Genomic DNA, 20,804 nt, shown 5'->3' with positions numbered 1-20,804 from the left:
TGTAACCCTCCGAAAAGGAAATGAATTATGTCTAAAAAACGCCGTTATTTTAGTGCCGACCAGAAAGTTGTCGCCATTCGTAAACACCTACTTGAGCGAACTCCTGTATCTGATATTTGTGATGAACTCAATATTACAACGACGCTATTTTATCGTTGGCAAAAAGAGTTCTTTGAAAATGGTTCTCGAGCCTTCACCAAGGATAACGATAGTAATTTAAAGAAGGTAGAAAAAGAAAATACACTACTCCAAGCGACTACTTCACAGAAAAATGATGTTATCGCTGAACTCGTGGCGGAGAATATAAGCTTAAAAAAGAAACGTGGCCTGATCTAAATGGAAACTGGGTTAGTAAAAACATCCGAGATCAGGTCGTTCAATACCTGTATAGTTGGCATGAGCGTACGCAAATCAGTCTTCGTAGTATGCTCAAAACCTTAGCCCTTCATCCTAGTAAATTTTATCAATGGAAAATACGAGAAGGCAAGGATAATCAACATAATGGTAAACAACCCAAGGATTTTTGGATTACTGAAGATGAAAAACGAACTGTCATTGAGTATTACCAGTCTCATCATCAAGAAGGCTACCGAGCTGTGACGTATATGATGATTGATGAAGATATTGCGTATATGAGTTGCTCCTCTGTTTATCGTATTTTATCAGATGTAGGGCTTATGCGTACTAAAACCACAAAGAAATCCAGTAAAGGAAATGGATTTGAGCAACCACTACAAGCTCATGAACACTGGCATACTGATATATCTTACGTGAAGATCAATAAAAGGTTTTACTTCTTTATAGGCGTCTTAGATGGTTATAGTCGTTGTTTACTTCATTGGGAAATTCGAGAATCAATGGATGAGCAGGATGCCGAAATAGTGGTTAAAAGATCTTTGGAGAAGTTTCCAGAAGCAAGACCTAGGATTATTACTGATAATGGTTCTCAGTATACAGGGCAGGAATTCAAAAAATTCATTGCCATCCATGGTCTCACTCATGTTAGAACTTCTCCATATTATCCACAGAGCAATGGAAAGTTAGAACGTTTTCATTACACTTTGAAAGAGGGCTCAATCCGGCCAAAAGTTCCCTTGAGTGTAGAGGATGCGAGAAGAGTTGTCACGCAGTACGTGGAGTACTATAACAACACCCGTCTTCATAGTTCTATTGGCTTCATTACTCCAAGCGATAAACTTATTGGTAAAGATGTGAGTATTATTCAAGAAAGAAAAAGAAAACTCGCTGAGGCAAAAATTCGTAGGTTAGAGTTCTTTGCAGAAGCTTCATAAGCCAGTAATGTAACAAATCTCAGCTAAGAAAAAATGCCTAACTGTCTAATTTCCGCTGAAGCAGCACAGATTTTTGTTCCAATACCTAGTGACTTTAGTTTGCCTCTTAAGCTGAGTCCATTGACTTTCTTTGAGGATAAGAGTTTTCCATTTCTATAAAGATGAACTTCTGATCCATTGTGGACAAAAGCAACATGCTGCCATGAACCCGTGGGTAATTTAATATTTTCACGGATATGAACTTTTTCATAATCTTTAGTCATGATTTCTACATCAAGAAATCCCTTTTCGTTAAGACCAAAATGAAATTGCCCCCACTCTTTATTTCCCCAGTTTTTGATGATCGTTCCCCAGCTTGCTCTGCTTTTAGCGTAGACCCAAGCGGAAACGCTGAGTTCGCCTAAAGGACTTTTGGGGTAATCGGGAACATAGAGGAAACCCCTGTGATTCGCTCCGGATAAATGAAGGGCATTACCTGACTTGCCGGGTACCAAAAGGTTGTCTTTGTGAGCAATGTGATTAGCAGAGGCATCATTTTTGTAGCTTGACCAATCACTTAGGCTTGATCCATCCTTACTCATTTCCATGGGGAAGTAGGCGACAGGGCCTAAGCTTGTGATGAATTTTGAGTACTTGTTGTCAGGTTCTTTCAGGTTGCGGATAAAGAAGTCATTCCTCAAATCAATATCATTGATGGAAATGTTTTCTTTACCATGAGTTTCGTTTTCTTCGTATATAATACGTACGGCATTTTGAGCAAGTAGCTGGCGGTTTTTATTAGAGCCAATGATGCTGAGATCTACATTGACAGAACCTTTATAGACGTGAGCTTCGACAAATTCATTGGCTTTTATCCAGACAGAGAATTCTGTTCCCAAGTCTACGACATCGGCCACTGGAGATCTAACCGTAAAGTTTTTGGCCGTTTCGGGTGCATAAACTGAGATTTTTCCATTAGTACAAGTAATGAGTTTTTCGGAAATCATATTAAATTCTGCAGGTGCTTCAATAATAGCTTGTGCCCCATTGCCGTAATTGAGTTGAATGATCCCTTGATTGAGAATGTAAGCACCTTCTTTAAAGTTATCTCCTGCTTTTGGTTGTAGGCCTTGGCTATCCCCAAATTCAAATTGAGAACCGATGCTGGTGTCGAGTGTGGCTAAACTTACGCCACGATAGGGCAATTGAGGGGGGTTATTTTTTTTGGCTGCTTTTTGGGAAATGTTCGTAAAGATAAAAGCCACGATGAATAGAGCCGCCAGAGCACTCGTAATATTTATAATGACTTTCCATTTTTTAGTGCTCTTGGGTAAGTCATTATTTTGGGGAAGTTTAAAATCTTGATATTGATCTTTAAGCAGGGCGTGAGCTTCACATAAGTCGTAATAAAAGTGACGATTCTCAGTTGATTCATCCAAGAGTTTATTGAGTTCTTCAGCTTCACTTTTCGATAGTGTTTGCTCGAACATTAAGCCGCAGAGTTCTTCTAAACGTTGATTCATACTGATTCCTCGAGCAGATCTTTGACGCACTGACTGATATTCGTTCGCGCACGAAAAAGAACTTGGCGAATGGAATTGGCATTACTTTTAAGAGTTTCAGCAATGTTGACTATGCTAGTTCCTAGCCCATAACGCTGGTGAATAAGTTCACGTTGACGCTCGGGAAGTTTGGCAATGCATTGTTCGAGTTTCTTTTTCTTGAATTCATAATCTTCTTCACGTTCATTTTGTTCATGAATCATCTGTGAGATTATTTCATTATTAAAAACTAGGGGGTCGCGCATTTGTTTTTGGCGCCAAGCCATAACCTGAAAACTGGCGACACGAAATGACCAACTCTTAAAACTCGTGCCCAATTCAAATTCATGTGCCTTGCTCCACAGAATAAGGTTTGTTTCCTGAAGGATATCATTAGCCGCATCAGGATTGGCGACTAGGCTAAGAATTAATCCATAGAGGCGCCCCTGAAAGGAACTCATCAGTTCGACAAATTGATCTGTATTTGAATCAGGCATATTAAGGTCGTTAGTTATCAGTTGTTTGATGTGTTAATTCGGGTTTCTACTTACTTCTCGAGGAGTATTGCGCAGCCGAAACTGCGCAATTTGTTTTATTTTAATGTGTTGATGTATTCAAAGATAGCTTCGAATTGTTTTTCTGCATCATTGTTATAGTCTGGCAGGGGAGATTTACCCTGGTCGTCGGAATATTTGGGCATCTTGGTGTTGGGGACAATGTGAGCAGGGTTTAACATCCAGCGCATATAGAAATCTTTTCCAAGTCTATCGGCAGTGTATTTTAAATTAATACCTTTGACTTCAAAAGCAGCAATCGCTTTTTCTGCGCCAATATCATGACAAACAATGCAGCCAAAACCTCCAGTGCCTACGAGTTTTTTGCCGATAGCAATTTTCTCTTTATCTTGGCTTAAAGAATCTACCTTGGCGTGATTCACATGTTGAATGGCAAGGCTTTTGGCCATTAAATCAGCTCGTGCAGGGAAGGCTGGCATGCGCGCAAGAAGCCATTCACGACTATTGTAAGCCAAACTTCCATCTAAATACTTTTTAATGGTGTCTTCTTTGATTTTCTCGCCTACAAAGGTGAGTTGAGGACGACTTTGATCCAAGTGACCACGATCTTTGTAGTGGGTTTTTAGATCCTTAATGTCATTCGCATAAGTCTCCCATTTAGCATTCGCATTGTCCCGTGTGTGGCAAGCGTTACAATTGAGTGTTTTAAACTGACGTTCAGCAAATTCACTAATGCTATGGTTCTTGAGGGAATGAATTTTGTGTTGGAAGACTCGTTGAATGGATACAGTTTCGTTACGATTTCTCCCAAAATTTATTTTTGGCTTCCTAGATAAACAGCCCTTATTCTGACCTTTAATACTCTCAAAAGGAATAGCACTTAATTGACTGGGTTCATCTCCACCGTGGCAATCAATACAACCTTTTTGTTGAAAGAGCTTATGTCCGATTATTGAGTCTGCTTTGAAATCCGCAATTTTTCCTGCTTTAGCGCGATCAAGTAAAAAGCTAGTTAAGTCAGAAGCTTCTTCATCAGATAAATTGAAGTTGGGCATTTTAGTCCACTTATAGAGTTTTTCCGGAGATAGTAGGAATTCTTTAAGTGCTTGAGCTTTGAATTTATTACCTAAGTTACTCAGTAAGAGACGTTCACCTTTGGTGTTTGTTTCTTCTGGTCTCGTATGGCAAGAAATACAGCCTAAATCATAAAAGAGTTGTGAACCTCTTTTACTATCGCCAGTGACTTTTGCCGATAAATCTTTGTCGTTTTTTGTCGCTAAGAATTCGGCAATATGTTGCGCTTCTTTTTTGTTGACCAAGCTCGGCATATGTGAGTGTTTATTGAGTTTTTTTGGATTGGCAATCCATTCAGCCATCCAGTTTTTATGAAGCCGGCCACCAACATTTGCAAGTGAGGGTGAATCCATGTATAATTCAGGCATCATATCTTTATTGTCGCTCTTGTGGCAAGATACACAGCGAGCTTCTGTTATAGCATTGCGACCTTCGCGATAAGCTTTGAATTCTTCACTCGTTGGGCTCGAACTATAACGCAAGTTATTGGGGCTTATTGGCTCGAGAGGAAATTTATTCCCCTGCCACTTTAGGTTGAAGTAAGAATCTTTAGAGGTGTCTGATCTGAAACTTATTTTCAAATCATGAGCACCAGGATCTAGCTTTATAAAGTCAGATTTAATAGTTTCTCCATCTTTACTTGCATCAAAAATGACTTTGCCATTAAGTTCAAAGCGCAAAGCACCTTTGAGTTCTGTTTGGAAATAAACTTTTTCTTTCTCTGTGACGATGAGGTGGGCATTGTAAGTAGCCGTGAAGGGACCTGCGTTTAGGAAAGGACTTGCTAGCTCGCCTTTTTGCAACTGAATATTGATGAGTCGTGCTATTTTGTTATCGTATTCCCAATCATGCTTACCCTTCATTTCGATGGTGACGCCAGTTGGATAATTATTGATTTTATCCTTCAATTCTAAATCTTTGACTGAAACCATATCATTCACTTGAATGTCATCATCAGAAAGATTGTAGATAGTATTGATGATTTCTGAGCGTAAATCTTTACCTTTTGCTGTTTTGAGTTGATAAACCACTTTCATGTTGTCAGCGGGTTTCATATCATTTAATTTTAGAAAAACTGTTTTGCCATCACGCATGAGTTTTACCGCAGTTACATAAACTTTTTCTCCTTCTTGGTTGCGGGGGATTCCCACTCGCCCAGCACGTTTACTCTCTGTTTTTTTGAATTTATCTAACTCAGCTTGTGGTGTGTCAGTAGCAAAATGTGCTGAGCCGTATTGTTCACAATAGAGGTAGTTCCATCTTTGAACGGAAAAATTATTAACATTTTTAAGTGTTTCTGGATCGAGCATCTCATTAAAACTAAGGTATAAACCTTTTGTGGTTGCTTTCACTTCTAAGGGGCGAATCATTTTATTGCCTTTATAACGAACGCGATTGAGTGCTGTGCCACGACTCGCGTTGGTCTGCCAGCCCTTAAAGCCACTTATAATGGCATTGTCCCCATGTTTAGGGTTGAAGCGAATTCTCATCCCCGAAGACATGAGTCGTATAGGGAGTTCAACAACGCCACCTTGGAATTGGCCATTGACTTTTTCTTTAAAAACAGTGTAGGCCTTACTTTGACCATAGGATAAGTGAATAAGCTTGCCACCTAAATCACCCCAAGAATCTTTTGGGACCCAAATTTGTCCGCCACCTGAATTATCTTTATTCATGGGAAGGAAGCAGAGCGGCTTTTTGTATCCCTCAGATTCATTCTTGCCATTGCCAGGGTGAATTACGCCAGCAAAATCGCCTTTTTCAAGGTAGTTAATTTTACATGCAGGGACATAAGTGCCCTCATTTTCACCCGTAGTGGCAATAGTGCCCTCAGCGTTTATAGCCATACCACCTGGAGCTCGTAAACCACTCGCAAAAATTTCTGAATGCTGACCATCTTTACTAACTTTAAAAACGACGCCATGATTATCGTGTGTAGTATCAAAGCCACGTCCACCACCACGAACTGGAGCGGCTTTGGCGAAATAGAAATTTCCGGCATCATCAGTTTGAAGGTCAAAAGTGAACTCATGAAAGTTTTTAGTGATTTTACAATCATTATTAAAGTTTTCGTAGAAATCGGCTTCATCATCATTATTAAAGTCGTGGAGACGAGTGATTTGATCTTTACCATTGACGTAAACCACATCATCGACAATTCGTAAACCAAGCGTTTCGTTCATGCCAGCTGCATAGCGTTTCCATACGAGATCTTTTAAATCCTTGTTGAGGTTTGAAACGATCCAAACATCGCCATTCCATGTACAAAAAGCCGCTCGTTTACCATCTTTAAAATAATCAAAACCAGAGAAGCGAATTTTTGATTGATAGGGGTTGTTTTCTGGAACGGGAATTTGATCCACTGCAAAAATCTCGGATTCATAATCATTAACTTTCCCTTGAACAGTGATGGTTTTAGGCCAACGTCCCTTGGAGCCCTTAGTGAAGTTTTGTAAATCGAGTGTTGAGCTAGGCTTACTGATATTTTTCTTACTAAGACTAATGGAAAAGCTTAGTTGTTTTTGTCCGGCAGGAATGTGGATGAAATAAAGACCCTGGCCATTGTTTTGAATTTTGAATTTTGAACTCTCAAGATAGAGATTTTGACCTAATTTTGCCGATTTGTCATCAATGACTTTGAGCCACATTTCCTCATGATTTTGAGGAATAGTGAAATGGCGTACCAAGGTATTCTGATCAGCCATTTCAGGCATTTCGTAAACTAGAGTTTGTTTATCCCCCACAGTATATGTAAGGATGACTTTTTCATCGAAACGATAAGTGCCTTTGAAATGAGCATAGTTTTTAGGCAAAGGAGCATAATCATTTTTGCGCGGATCTTGCCACTTGCCTTTGTAGGCCCAAGCTAGACTCGGAGATGAGCTGAAAATTAGATTGCCATCAACTGAAGAGTTGCCACCATGACGGCCATCCCAAGGGGTTCCGTGGAATTTCATACGTTTATCTGTTAGGTAGCGCAGATTCATACTTCCGGCATCGTAGTAGGCCATGAAAGTTTTGTCTTTACTTCCTAATAAGATAGCCTTGGCGCGAACCATAGCCGGTTCATTTTTATAAGATACGACTTGAGAAATGGCTTGACTAAAATCATAGGTCTCATACCAATTAGCTGCTTGAACCGAGATCGCACACAGACCTAGGCTCGCTGTAAATTTGACTAAACTTTTTAGCATATTATTTGAACTCCAAAACTTTAATGTTTTTAAAGTAAACAACATCGTTGTGGTCTTGGAGTCCTAGGTGCCCCTTTTTATTTTGGGCAAAACCCTTCCAAGATTTAAATTTACTTTGAGCAACAAGTTCATTCCACTTATCAGAGCCGATAATGATATCGACTGTTTGAACTTCGTTTTGCCAGACCTTTAAATGACCTTTGTTGAGCAGAATGCGCACGTAGTTCCATTCACCAGCTTTTTTATGTGATTCAGCGGGTGAAGTGATCATATCATAAAGTGAACCCGAACGGTGGTTAGGTTTTTTTCTGTCGCTGTGCTTTTCGTTGTCGAGTATTTGGATCTCGGGGGCGTGAGAATAGATTCTTTTACCTTTTTCGTCAGCGAGGATGAAGATGCCACTATTTCCGGCTTCAGAGATTTTCCATTGTAAGCGAAAATCGAAGTTTTCATACTGCTTCTTAGTCATGATGTCGCCACCACCACGTCCAGTGAGCTTCATTACGCCATTTTCAACAATCCATTTTTCATTGACATCTTGTTTTTTGAAGTTTCGCCACTGATTCATGTCTTGACCATTAAACAAGAGCTCCCAACCTTCTTTGGCTTCGGCTTTGGATAATGTGTTGTCGGGTGTAGGTGCACTTGTACAAGAATTTATTAAAGCAGTTGCAGCAATGGAAAGGAAGGCGAGAAATTTCATGTAGTACTCCGTGTTTTTTTATATAGTTGCCCTCGTATATAAGTAGAAAACTCAAACGTTACGGTGGATTTATCAAAAAGAATAAAAAATTTTAAAGACGAATGCGAGCTTTTATTAGTAAGTAGACTTAGAAAGCCCCAAAAAATCACCTTTAACAAGCATTATTAATCATCGTGAAGCCATTTTGTTTAGCATTAAGGGAAAAGTAAATAAATTATTGCTTTGCCTTTTGTGCCGGTCCGGCATAAGCAGGAGATCTGTCTAAATACCTTTAATAAGTAGACAATCATTACATTTTCCGTATGTGGAAAAATTAGACGTTTAAAATATTTCACAAAAATTACTATAATGTAAATCAAATAACTAATAAATTACAAATATGTAATTAAAATAACAATCTTTCATTTTTTTGATTATTTTTTGTAGGAAATATTAGTTGATGTAATTTTTTATAAACTATTTATAAGGAGTGGTTTATGTTTTAAATATACGAAAATCGGTAAAATTATCAATAAAATTACATTTTTGTACCTAGCTTGAAACTTAGATACCTTTTAGTATTATGAGCCTACCTAAACAAGATCAATGAAGATCATTAACTAACTAGGAGTAAAATAATGAAAAAACTGATGTTTGCCTTTGTATGCTTTTTGGCTACAGGCATTTTTAGTGTTTCAGCCGGCACTGAGTTGGCACCAGCTGCTGAGGGTGTGACTCTCAAGAGCTTTCAAGAAAAAGTACAGGCTGATTTTAATGATCAAGCTGAGAAAGCAGAAGTTTCTGCATCAATAGAAGGTAGCAAAACAGTTACTGATGACGGCATTAGCGAAACTTACACAGGTGTGATTACTTATACTATCGCAGCTGATGGTGAAGGTAGCTTAAGTTTTGAGTCAGACGACAAGTTCTGGACTTCAAACGTCTTCATGATGTTTTGTGCGGTTCTCGTATTCATCATGCACTTGGGCTTCTGTTGTTTAGAAGTTGGTTTTTCGCGTGCGAAAAACTCGGTTAACATTATTTTCAAGAACTTCACAATTGTAGCGATTGCCACATTAGTTTACGGAGCAATAGGCTTCAATATCATGTACCCAGGTGATTTTAGTATTGGTTCATTCTTTGGTTTTGCAGGTCCTGGTATCGGCGGTACAGCTGGTGAAATGGGCATGACTTATAGCGATGGCTACACTTACTGGACTGACTTCCTTTTCCAAGCGATGTTCGCCGCTGCAACAGCTTCAATTGTTTCAGGTGCTGTATGTGAACGTATCAAAATTAACTCTTTCCTTATTTTCTGCACAATTTTCGCAGGTGTAATTTACCCAATCATCGGCTCTTGGGGCTGGGGTGGTGGTTTCCTAGGTGACTGGGGTTTCCATGACCTTGCAGGTTCTGGTTTAGTTCACGCTACTGGTGGTGCAGGTGCTCTTGCAGGTGCAATTGTTCTCGGTCCACGTATTGGTAAATATGTCAATGGTAAAACTTTTGCTATCATGGGTCACAACATGCCTGTCGCTGCGATTGGTGCTTTCCTTCTCTGGTTCGGATGGTTCGGTTTTAACGGCGGTTCACAACTTAATGGTGATCCAATGGGTACTTCTGGTATCATGGTTATGACTCTTCTCGCTTCTTGTGCAGGTGTTGTTGCAGCAATGATCCTTTCATGGATTCTTTCTGGTAAGCCTGACCTCTCAATGGTACTCAATGGTGCTCTTGCAGGTCTAGTAGGTATTACTGCAGGTGCTGACGTTGTTAGTCCTTTATATGCTGTAATTATTGGTGCAGTTGCAGGTCTTCTCGTAGTTATTGCTGTACTCGTACTCGATAAGCTTAAAATTGACGATCCCGTTGGTGCTATCCCAGTTCACTTAGTTTGTGGTTCTTGGGGTGTTGTTGCAACAGGTATTTTTGGTACAGCTGAAGGTTGTACAGTAGTCGGCCAGATTAAATCGATCCTCTGTATCGTAGTTTTCGCTTTCGTTTGTGCTTTTATCCTCTTTACAATCATCAAAGTGACTATCGGTCTCCGTGTAAGTGAAGAAGAAGAACTCGAAGGTCTTGACCTTGGCGAACATGGTATGGAAGCTTATAGTGGTTTCCAAATCTTCACCAATCAGTAATTTTAGGAGTATATAACAATGAAATTAATCGTAGCATATATTCAGCCACAAAGACTTAACGCTGTTAAGCAGGCTTTGTATTCAAAAGAAATTTCTCGTATGTCAATTACAAATGCTCTAGGTTGCGGCCAACAGGGTGGATTTCACGAAAACTATCGTGGAGTTGATGTAGAAGTAAACTTACGTAAAAAAGTACGTATCGAAGTAGCGATCAACGATAGTTATGTTGATAAAACTGTTGAAGCTATTATAGAAGGTGCTCGCACAGGTAAGATTGGTGATGGTAAAATCTTTATCTATCCAATCGAAGAATGCATCCGTATTCGTACCGGTGAAAAAGGCGAAGACGCTATCGGTGGCTAAGTTTTAACTTAGTTTATCTATTAATCCTCCAAGTTTCGACTTGGGGGATTTTTTTTAGTATTTTTTGATTAAAAAGATAAGCTGTATTTATATGATATGACATCATATAAATTCCTATGCTAGATAGTTAGAAGCCTTTATTTGAAATCATATTGGCTGCTTTCACCTAAGCTATCTTTATATGATATTGTTTAAAGGGTCGAGTATGTGAACGGTGTATGGTTAGTTTTCTCTACAAGGCTCTGTAGCTACTTATAATTTACCATTCTATTACTATTCTCAATAAAAGAGGGCAAGGAGCTGTTGTATCATATAGGGAGTGAGTTGACTATAGCTCTGTGGGTGATGTATATTATGGTCGTGCTTCAAACAAGTAATAAAAAAGCCTTTGCGGAGTCCGCAAAGGCTTTTTTTTTAAGATGTGGATGAAGTTATACGCGAGGTAAATCCCATTCAGCATCTTTTTGTGGTAAGTCAGAGTGACCCATGAGGAAACGATCCACTTGATGAGCCGCTTCACGACCTTCTGAAATAGCCCATACGATGAGGGACTGACCACGACGAACATCACCGGCAGCAAAAACGCCAGGTACGCTCGTCATATAAGATTTTTCATCGGCTTTTACGTTGCCGCGAGCATCGAGTTCAAGTCCGAGGTCACTAACCATTGTGTTAGTCTCTGGACCAGTGAAACCGAGTGCGAGAAGAGCGAGTTCACAAGGCCATTCTTTTTCTGTACCAGGAACTTCTTCGATTTTGAAACCGCCATTTTCGCGATTTACAGTAACTTCAGTGGTTACGAGACCTTTGAGTTTACCGTTTTCATCACCTACGAATCTTTTGGTAGAGATACTCCAGAAACGTTCAACACCTTCTTCATGAGAAGTTGATGTACGTAAACGCATTGGCCAGAAAGGCCAAGGCTGACCCGCAGGACGATCAGTCGTAGCTTTACCCATGAGTTCGAAGTTTGATACACTTGCAGCGCCGTGACGGATAGAAGTACCGATACAGTCAGAACCCGTATCACCACCACCAATTACGATGACGTTTTTATCTTTTGCAGTGAGGTTAGTGCCAAGTTTGTCTTCGCCATCACTAGCATTTCTGCGGTTTTGTTGGGGAAGGAATTCCATGGCTTGGTGAACGCCTTCTAAGTCAGCACCTTCGATAGGAAGAGCACGTCTTACAGTTGCGCCTGCACAAATAACAACGGCATCGAAATCTTTGAGTTTGTCACTTGGGTAAGTAACGCCAACATGAGCGCCAGTTATAAAAGTAATACCTTCTTCTTCCATGATTTTAACACGACGGTCAATAACCCATTTTTCCATTTTGAAATCTGGAATACCGTAGCGAAGAAGACCACCAATGCGATCGTCACGTTCGAGGACAGTTACTAAATGACCTGCGCGGTTAAGTTGTTGAGCTGCAGCGAGACCAGAAGGGCCAGAACCGATAACGGCAATTTTCTTGCCTGTACGCTCGGCGGGTGGCTCAGCTTTGATCCAGCCTTCAGCGAAACCTTTCTCAACGATGTTTTTCTCGATGTTTTCGATTGTGATCGCTGGTTGGTTAATAGTCATAACACAAGCTTCTTCACAAGGAGCTGGACAGAGACGACCAGTAAACTCAGGGAAGTTATTTGTGCTGTGAAGACGTGCTAGTGCATCTTTCCACTGACCCGTGTAAACGAGGTCATTAAAATCAGGGATTAAGTTCCCTAAAGGACAGCCCGAGTGACAGAAGGGGATACCGCAATCCATGCAGCGTGCGCCCTGAGTTTCGAGCTCTTCTTTTTTCATTGGCTCAGTGAATTCGTTGTAGTGGCCTACGCGTTCGTTTACGGGACGCTTAGCTTCTACTTGACGATCAAATTCTTTAAATCCAGTTTTTTTACCCATGATAATCTCCTATACCTGCGCCGCTTCTTCTTGTTCACGAGCAATTCGTTCGAGTGCGCGTTTGTAATCGTGAGGCATCACTTTAACAAATTGTTCGAGTGTCGCATCCCAGTTATTGAGGATGTCTTCGGCTACGGAACTATCTGTGTAACTAAAGTGATTTGTAATTAATTGTTTAAGTTCAGCCACATCCGCTTCAGTTTCTACTTTTTCGAAACCGATCATTTCCATGTTGCAGTTGAGATCTTTGAACTTGTTAGTTGGGTCGAGTACGTATGCAACACCACCACTCATGCCAGCTGCAAAGTTACGTCCAGTTTCACCGAGGATAACTGCAACGCCACCAGTCATGTATTCACAACCGTGGTCACCAACGCCTTCAACGACAGCTTTTGCACCAGAGTTACGAACGCAGAAACGTTCACCAGCAATACCATTGATGTAAGCTTCACCAGTAACAGCACCATAGAGTGTTACGTTACCAGTAATGATGTTGTCTTTAGCGACATAAGTTGATGTTTTAGCTGGTTTGATGATAAGTTTAGCACCAGACAAACCTTTACCGAGGTAATCGTTTGTTTCGCCTTCAACTCTCATTGTGAGACCTTTAGTTGAGAAGGCACCGAATGATTGACCTGCAGAACCATGGAAAGTCATGTCAACAGTATCTTCAGGAAGGCCTTCTTTACCGTGAACTTTAGAGATTTCGTTAGAAAGGATAGCACCAACTGATCTATCAGTATTACATGTATCAATCTCGAAGCTAACTTTTTCTTTCTTTTCGATAGCTACTTGAGCTTTCTCTAAAAGAGTGAAGTCGATAACTTCATCAAGTTCGTGATCTTGTACTTCAGTATTATAGAGTTTTGTACCTTCAGCAACTTCTGGTTTGTAGAGAATTTTGCTGTAGTCAAGACCTTGAGCCTTGTAGTGATCGATAGCTTTACGCATTTCGAGCTTCTCTGATTTACCAACCATTTCAGCAATAGTGCGGAAACCAAGTTCAGCCATGATTTGGCGAAGCTCTTCGGCAACAAAGCGCATGTAGTTAACTACGTGCTCGGGCTTACCTTTGAAACGCTTACGTAACTCAGGATCCTGAGTTGCGATACCCACAGGGCAAGTATTGAGGTGACAAACACGCATCATGATACAGCCAGAAGCAACGAGTGGAGCCGTTGCGAAACCAAATTCTTCTGCACCTAGAAGTGCGGCAATCGCAACATCGCGACCCGTTTTGAGCTGACCATCGCATTCGAGAACGATACGGTTACGTAAGTCATTCATAACGAGAGTTTGCTGAGCTTCTGCAATACCGAGTTCCCAAGGGAGACCACAGTGCTTGAGTGAAGTTAATGGTGAAGCACCTGTGCCGCCATCGAAACCAGAAACGAGGATAACGTCAGCTTTAGCTTTAGCAACACCAGCGGCAATCGTGCCTACGCCAACTTCAGAAACGAGCTTAACGTTAACGCGAGCTGCGCGGTTAGCATTTTTGAGGTCATAAATAAGTTGAGCCAAATCCTCGATTGAGTAAATATCGTGGTGAGGAGGAGGAGAAATAAGACCTACGTAAGGAGTTGAGTTACGGCATTCAGCAATCCATGGGAATACTTTTTCACCAGGAAGTTGACCACCTTCACCAGGCTTAGCACCCTGAGCCATTTTAATCTGAATTTCGTCAGCATTAGTGAGGTAGTGTGAAGTCACACCGAAACGGCCAGAAGCAACCTGCTTAATAGCAGAACGACGCCAGTCGCCATTTTCGTCTTTCTCGAAACGAGCTGGGTTTTCACCACCTTCACCAGAGTTAGATTTACCACCGATGCGGTTCATTGCGATTGCGAGGTTTTCGTGTGCTTCTGCAGAGATTGAACCGTAAGACATAGCACCAGTTTTGAAGCGCTTAACGATTTCAGTCCAAGGCTCAACTTCTTCAAGAGGAATTGGGTTTTGGTCTTTGAATTCCATAAGACCCCGGATAGTCATGAGACGCTCAGATTGATCATTGATCATTTTTGCGAATTGCTCATAAGACTGTGGTAAGTTGTCACGTACAGCTAGCTGTAAACGAGAAACTGTGTGAGGGTTGAACATGTGGCGTTCACCATTACGGCGCCACTGATAATCACCACCAACATTGACTTCAATTTTGCCTGCAGTTTCCTCAGTTGGGAAAGCTTGGTTGTGACGTTTGATTGTGTCTTTGTAAACTTCACTTAAGCCAGCACCCTCAATACGAGTTGCAGTATGAGTGAAGTAACGGTCTACGAAATCTTTTTTGAGACCAAGGATTTCGAAGATTTGAGCACCACGGTAAGAGTGAAGTGTCGAGATACCGATCTTAGTCATTACTTTCACTAGACCAGTACCAGCAGCTTTGATGTAGTTGGCTACAGCTTTGTCATGGTCAACAGTGAGCATGCCTTTACCAATCATTTCGTCGAGAACTTCGTAAGCCATGTAAGGGTTGATCGCACTTACGCCATATCCGAAGAGGGTAGCGAAGTGGTGAATTTCACGAGCTTCTGCAGTTTCAACAATGATACCACATCTTGAACGACGTCCGAAACGCGTTAGAGCGTGGTGGATAAATGATGAAGCGAGTAATACTGGGATAGCAGCGTTCTTTTTGTCAACACCACGATCCGAAAGGATGATAAGTGTTTTGCCTGCATCGACAGCATTGATGGCTTTGAGAATGATTTCGTTGAGCGCTTGCTCTAAACCATTAACGCCAGTGTTCGCTTTGAATAAGATAGGAATAGTAACCGCACGCAAATCATCTTGATCGAGTGAACGAAGTTTTTCTAATTCACCATTAGTGAGGAAAGGAGTTTCCACAGAAAGCTTTTTGCAGTGCTGACCACCTTGTTCAAATACATTGTGAGCAGAACCAATTGTGAGCTTAAGTGAAGTAACAACTTCTTCACGAATACCATCGAGTGGTGGGTTAGTTACCTGTGCGAAAAGTTGTTTGAAGTAATCAAAGATAAGACGCGGTTTATCTGAGAGTACAGCTAATGGAGTATCTGTACCCATTGAGCCGATAGCTTCTTTGCCCATTTCGCCCATTGCAGAAAGGATGATTTTTTCATCTTCTAAGCTGTAGCCGAAAACTTTCTTTCTCTCATTGAGGGGAGTTTCTTCAACTTTGTTTTCAAATTCTACAGCAGGGATTTGTTCGAAATGAATGAGGTTGTCTTTTACCCATTGACCATAAGGCTGTGAGTTAACAACGCGGTTTTTGATTTCTTCATCGCCAACGATACGACCTTCTTCCATATCAACGAGGAACATACGTCCTGGCTCAAGGCGACCATGGTAGTCAACATTTGCTGGATCAACATCAACAACGCCAATTTCTGAAGACATAATGACTAAGCCGTCTTTTGTTACTGTGTAACGCGAAGGACGAAGACCATTACGGTCGAGAATAGCGCCAATGCAGTGACCATCAGTGAAAGGGATTGATGCAGGACCATCCCATGGTTCCATGATGCAAGAAGCATATTCGTAGAAAGCTTTCTTTTCGTCGGACATATCTTGGTGTTTTTCCCAAGCTTCTGGTACGAGAGTCATCATCACTTCTGGAAGTGTGCGACCAGTGTTAACCATGAGTTCAACAGCATTGTCTAAACAAGCTGAGTCAGAACGGCCTTCGATAACGACAGGTTTGATTTTTTCAACGCGATCACCGAATAGTTCGCTCTCGAAAAGCTCTTGACGTGCACGCATGCGGTTTACATTACCACGAAGAGTATTGATTTCACCATTGTGGCACATGTAACGGAAGGGTTGTGCGAGGTCCCAAGTGGGGAAAGTATTAGTTGAGAAACGCTGGTGAACTAATGCCAAGTTAGTAACGAACTCTTCGTTCACTAAGTCAGGGTAGTAGTCAGACATATCTTCAGGCTTAATAAGACCTTTGTAAATAATAGTCGTCGTTGAGAAAGAAGGTAAGTAGAAGAAGTTTTTCTCGCACATGTCAGATTCACGAATCTCGTTTTCAACAGACTTGCGTGAGATATAGAGGCGGATGCCGAATTCTTGTTCACTGAGGTCTTCTTCGCCACGTCCAACAAATACTTGCATGACTTTAGGTTCAGTTTGCTTAGCAATTTTACCAAGAGCGTCAGTGTTTACGGGGACTTCACGCCAGCCGAGTAGGTTGAGGCCTTCTTCAGTTACGGCACGTTTAAATGCACCCATGCATTTGCGTCTTTGCTCATTGTCTTGTGGTAGGAAAACCATACCAACTGCATAGCGACCTTCTTCAGGGAGGAAAATTTCGTTTTTACGACAATCTTTTACAAAGAAATCGTGTGGGATTTTCATTAAGATACCAGCGCCATCACCAGTTTTTCCGTCAGCACTAACTGCACCGCGGTGAGTAAGGCGAACAAGGATTTCTAGGGCGTTGTGAATAATCTTATTGGATTTGCGGCCATTGAGGTCACAAATAAAACCGGCACCGCAGTTGTCTTTCTCCATGGAGGGAGAATACAAACCGAGTTCTTGTGTATTAAAACCAAGTTCTTTTTTGTCCATAGTTATAATCTTTCCATAATATGTTTTTAAAATAAATAGCTCGCTAAAATAAAGGTTGGCGCTTTTTTTGCAATAGCTGTTAAAAAATTAACAGCCTAAAACCATGTCATGTTTTAAAAGATGTTATCCTTCAGCTTGTTATGTAAGTGAATGGAGCTTAAAGTCTAGTGAAAATGTATGAAATCTGCTTATGAGAAAGTGTAAGAATTAGTCATAAAAAGGGACGTAAGTCAATTCGTCCATATCGGACTGGGCCAGGGCGGTGCCTGGGCTGTCTTCGCTGACATAGCAGAGTTCTTCAGTGTAGTTTTTGTTTTGAGGCTGAATAGTGATAGTCTCAAATTTATCCATATTGGCTAAGCTGTTTTGATTTTCTCTTAGTTTATGGAGAAAACGTGAGGTCTCGCGAAGTTCTTTAGTGTTTTCTATGTAGAGTTTTAGGCGTTTTTTCGCTCTGGTTATGGCAACGTAGAGTAGCCGTCTTTCCTCTTCAATGTTTTGTGAGTTTTGTAGAGGGATGGCCCCTTCGTTAACTGCCAAAATATGAACGTTTTGCCACTCTTTACCTTTTGCGGAGTGTATGGTGGAAAGTGTGAGTGCTTCGCCGTCATCCGATTTATCTACTTCCATGTTGAGAATGATGTCAGTATAAAAATCGTCCCAGTTTTGTGCTTTGCGCAACTCCTCTGAAATGGTGAAGATATCCTTGAGTTTCTTGCGGTTATCTTCTTTAGAGTTAAAGATTAATGGCTCGGCGAATCTAATCAATTCCTCTAGGTTGTTTTTGTTGATAGCCATGTTTTGGAAGCTCAAAAGTTCTTGAATAGAATCAATTGATTTTGTAGGAAATTTAATATCTTTTAAGGTCTTGCCATCATCGATTTGTAAGAGGGTTTTCTCTACGGTTTTTGGCCCGAGACCCGGGATGATTTCTAGGCATTGCATGAGCGCAAGTTTGTGAACTTTTTCACTAAAAGTGAAGGAGAGTAAAGCCGCAAATTTTTTAATGTGGCTTTTATCAGTGATTTTTTTACTGCCAAACTTCTTGTAGGGAATGCCTTGGCGAGTGAGTTCCATTTCTAGTCTTAGGCAGTGCAGTGTGGATCTATAGAGGATGGCTTGTTGATCAAATCTTACTCCCATAGAGCGCTGTAGATAGATCTCGCGACAAATTTCTTTTTCACTTGAGTTGTGATATGAACTGAAAAAAAGGTCGGGGTTTTCTCCTTGAGAATCAATGGCGGAGTGCAGTTTTTTCTGGATGATGCCCTTGGCGTCAATCATAGATTTATTGGCGAAGTCTAAGATTTGCTTTGTACTACGATAGTTTTCTTCCAGGGTTAAAGATTTGGCGCCGGGAAAATCGTTTGAGAATTGAGAGATTTGTTCGGGTAAGGCGCCGCGGAATGAATAGATGCTTTGGCAATCGTCGCCTACTGCCATGATGTTGGAATGGTTTTTGCAGAGCTTTTTGAGTATCTCAATCTGTAGTTTTGAGGTGTCTTGATATTCATCAACTAAAATATACTCACATTGCTGAGAGAGGCTAGTTTTGTGTCCTTGTAGGGCGTCTAGCCAAGTGCACAAAATATCATCGTAGTCGTATGCTTTGAGTTTGTTTTTGTGTCGGGTGTAGGAATCTTTGAGTTTAAGTACTGACTCACTATGGCTTAACCAATTGGGGAAATGCGTGGCAATTATTTTAAGTTCATCTTCCATGGTGTTGGTGCATAAGGAGAAGAAGCGCATGAATTCTCGTGGTGAATAGCTACTTATATTTTCGAAGTTTTTCTTTTTTAGTTCTTTGCGAATGAATTTTGCTTGTGAAGCATCGTCAAAGATACCGGACAGGTTATTGAGGATGCCAAGGTTTTTGAGATCGTTGAAAGCGATGGAGTGAAATGTCCCATTCATAACGAAGCAGTTTTTGTCGAGAATATTTTCAATTCGCTGCTTCATTTCATCAGCTGCTTTTCTCGTGAAGGTCAACATCAAGATTTTATGAGATTCGACACCTTGTTTGATGAGTTGCGCTACACGACTGCATAGAGTGTGAGTTTTACCTGTACCGGCACCAGCAAGTAAAAGTAGAGGACCCTTGTCGTGATCCGCGGCTTCTTGCTGTTTGCTATTGAGGTTCATGGTTTGTCTCACATAAATTATCTTTTATAAGCTAATATAAATATGCCTAAATGGTAGTTTTGTTTATGTTTAACTTGTCTTTATTGGTGGGATTTGTTACTTTTTTTGATTTTTAATAAAGTATTCATGTGAATTAATTGAAATTAGGCGATATTTGATCTTATAAGTATTGACGAGTTTATATATGGGGTTTTTCTAATGAATAAAATAATGATTGTCTTAGCTCTTATTTGTGGAGTGATGTTTTTGAGTAACCTTTCCAACAAGAAAGAGGCTTCGCCTGTTAAAGTAGGAGGGGGAGATAAGTACCCAATTTCGAAAATATACTCAAGTATTGTCGATAAGACCGGAGCGAGTGTGGCGAAGCATGGTTTGGAGAATCGAGGCTATATTCTCGTGTATTATTCAGCGTCTTGGTGTCCGCCGTGTAGGCAGTTTACACCTATCTTGAATAAGTATTATTTAGAGAACAGAAAGAAGCAAAATTTTGACGTCTTGCTTGTTTGCGCAGATCGTTCAGAGCAGGCGATGTTGTCTTATATGAAAAAGATGTCTTTTAATGCCATCGATTTTGATAAGATTAGATCATCAGGCTTAGGTCAATATTCTGGGCGGGGAATCCCGAATTTAACGGTGTTTGATAATTCTGGAAATGTCGTTTTGGATGGTCGTAAAATGCATGCGATGGAAGCTTTGGAGGCCTTTAAGAAACTTCCAAAAAAATCTGGTAAAGTTTCCTTACGTTAAGCTAGGATGAGGGTGCACTTAATTCCTTCGGGGGAAAAGCACAAATGACTACCATCGGGGTTTTTCATAACAGGAAACCCCTTCTTCTTAAGTTCGCTAATAGCCTCTTCTTTTACTGAAAGGATAATACCTTGTCCCTTGTATTTTGAGTTATCGTGAAGTCCTAGTTTGAAAGCCTCGTTACGCATTAGTGTGCGTGGATAATCGGCACGCATAGCATCACAGTTTGCACCTAGTTGAACCCAAAAGTTAATTGAATCAAGGTAGTATTTAGTCGACTGGCTAAGTTCTAGTATTTTTGTATCACAATTTCCTCTTGGGTATTGAGGGCTTTTTTCGCCTAAGAAAATATTAAGTCCATTGGGGTCGGTGAAAAAAAGTTCAGTTGAGCCATCGTCTTGGCTCGAACAATCAAAAATGATGCCTCGATCTTGATAGTGATTAAATACATCTTTATCATTGTGTGCTTCAATATAAACGCTGGGGATGTTTTGGCAGTGCTCTCTTAGTTCTATGCAGGCTTCGCCATCGGAAAAAAGATTTTCCTTTAGGGCAATTAAACCGAGGGCTCGATAGAATTGAGAGCTCTCCTTTAGGTCTTTTACCTGTGAAAGTATGTGAAATTTATGTAAGCGTAGGTCAGGTTTCATTGTGTAGATATAATTTGTTGCAGTATTCT

Annotated in this window: 13 protein-coding genes; 5 read left to right on the top strand and 8 right to left on the bottom strand. The window is 40.7% G+C overall.

The window, feature by feature from the left end; all coding sequences use genetic code 11:
• Positions 1-27: 27 nt before the first annotated feature.
• A complete protein-coding gene (locus tag PQO01_RS16070; protein WP_274312221.1) occupies positions 28-336 on the top strand; it encodes a transposase in 309 nt (102 codons plus the stop codon).
• A 23-nt stretch (positions 337-359) separates the two neighbouring features.
• On the top strand, positions 360-1,292 hold the full coding sequence (locus PQO01_RS16065) for an IS3 family transposase (protein ID WP_337994444.1): 933 nt from the start codon (positions 360-362) through the stop codon (positions 1,290-1,292).
• 23 nt (positions 1,293-1,315) lie between these two features.
• Here the strand turns inward: PQO01_RS16065 and PQO01_RS16060 are convergent, their stop codons facing one another.
• From PQO01_RS16060 to PQO01_RS16045, 4 genes are all read right to left on the bottom strand, one after another.
• On the bottom strand, positions 1,316-2,794 hold the full coding sequence (locus PQO01_RS16060) for a LamG-like jellyroll fold domain-containing protein (RefSeq protein WP_274315103.1): 1,479 nt from the start codon (positions 2,792-2,794) through the stop codon (positions 1,316-1,318).
• A complete protein-coding gene (locus PQO01_RS16055) occupies positions 2,791-3,309 on the bottom strand; it encodes a sigma-70 family RNA polymerase sigma factor (protein WP_274315102.1) in 519 nt (172 codons plus the stop codon). Before PQO01_RS16055 ends, PQO01_RS16060 begins: the two co-directional genes overlap by 4 nt.
• A 95-nt stretch (positions 3,310-3,404) precedes the next feature.
• Complete coding sequence (locus PQO01_RS16050; protein WP_274315101.1) at positions 3,405-7,595, bottom strand: c-type cytochrome; 4,191 nt, start codon at positions 7,593-7,595, stop codon at positions 3,405-3,407.
• Position 7,596: 1 nt separating this feature from the next.
• Positions 7,597-8,298: a 3-keto-disaccharide hydrolase gene (locus PQO01_RS16045; protein WP_274315100.1), complete on the bottom strand. Its 702-nt coding sequence runs from the start codon at positions 8,296-8,298 to the stop codon at positions 7,597-7,599.
• A 617-nt stretch (positions 8,299-8,915) separates the two neighbouring features.
• Between PQO01_RS16045 and PQO01_RS16040 the strand changes: the two genes are divergently transcribed.
• Entirely contained in the window at positions 8,916-10,418 is a 1,503-nt protein-coding gene (locus PQO01_RS16040; protein WP_274315099.1) for an ammonium transporter, read from the top strand.
• An 18-nt stretch (positions 10,419-10,436) separates the two neighbouring features.
• Positions 10,437-10,781: a P-II family nitrogen regulator gene (locus tag PQO01_RS16035; protein ID WP_274315098.1), complete on the top strand. Its 345-nt coding sequence runs from the start codon at positions 10,437-10,439 to the stop codon at positions 10,779-10,781.
• Between the two features lie 431 nt (positions 10,782-11,212).
• On the opposite strand, the gene PQO01_RS16030 is transcribed toward PQO01_RS16035, so the two are convergent.
• The 3 genes from PQO01_RS16030 to PQO01_RS16020 form a co-directional block, all read right to left on the bottom strand.
• Entirely contained in the window at positions 11,213-12,685 is a 1,473-nt protein-coding gene (locus tag PQO01_RS16030) for a glutamate synthase subunit beta (RefSeq protein WP_274315097.1), read from the bottom strand.
• 9 nt (positions 12,686-12,694) lie between these two features.
• On the bottom strand, positions 12,695-17,236 hold the full coding sequence (gene gltB, locus PQO01_RS16025) for a glutamate synthase large subunit (RefSeq protein ID WP_274315096.1): 4,542 nt from the start codon (positions 17,234-17,236) through the stop codon (positions 12,695-12,697).
• Positions 17,237-17,443: 207 nt separating this feature from the next.
• Complete coding sequence (locus tag PQO01_RS16020) at positions 17,444-19,378, bottom strand: ATP-dependent helicase (RefSeq protein ID WP_274315095.1); 1,935 nt, start codon at positions 19,376-19,378, stop codon at positions 17,444-17,446.
• A gap of 198 nt (positions 19,379-19,576) precedes the next feature.
• On the opposite strand from PQO01_RS16020, the gene PQO01_RS16015 reads away from it, so the two are divergent.
• Entirely contained in the window at positions 19,577-20,125 is a 549-nt protein-coding gene (locus PQO01_RS16015; protein WP_274315094.1) for a thioredoxin-like domain-containing protein, read from the top strand.
• Here PQO01_RS16015 and PQO01_RS16010 read toward each other — a convergent pair.
• A complete protein-coding gene (locus PQO01_RS16010) occupies positions 20,122-20,775 on the bottom strand; it encodes a VOC family protein (protein WP_274315093.1) in 654 nt (217 codons plus the stop codon). The genes PQO01_RS16015 and PQO01_RS16010 overlap by 4 nt on opposite strands.
• Positions 20,776-20,804 lie beyond the last annotated feature (29 nt).

Origin of the sequence: Lentisphaera marina, assembly GCF_028745505.1 — a bacterium.
Lineage (GTDB): Bacteria > Verrucomicrobiota > Lentisphaeria > Lentisphaerales > Lentisphaeraceae > Lentisphaera > Lentisphaera marina.
The sequence above is the reverse complement of the archived record's forward strand: the minus strand, read 5'-3'. Positions and strand labels throughout refer to the sequence as shown.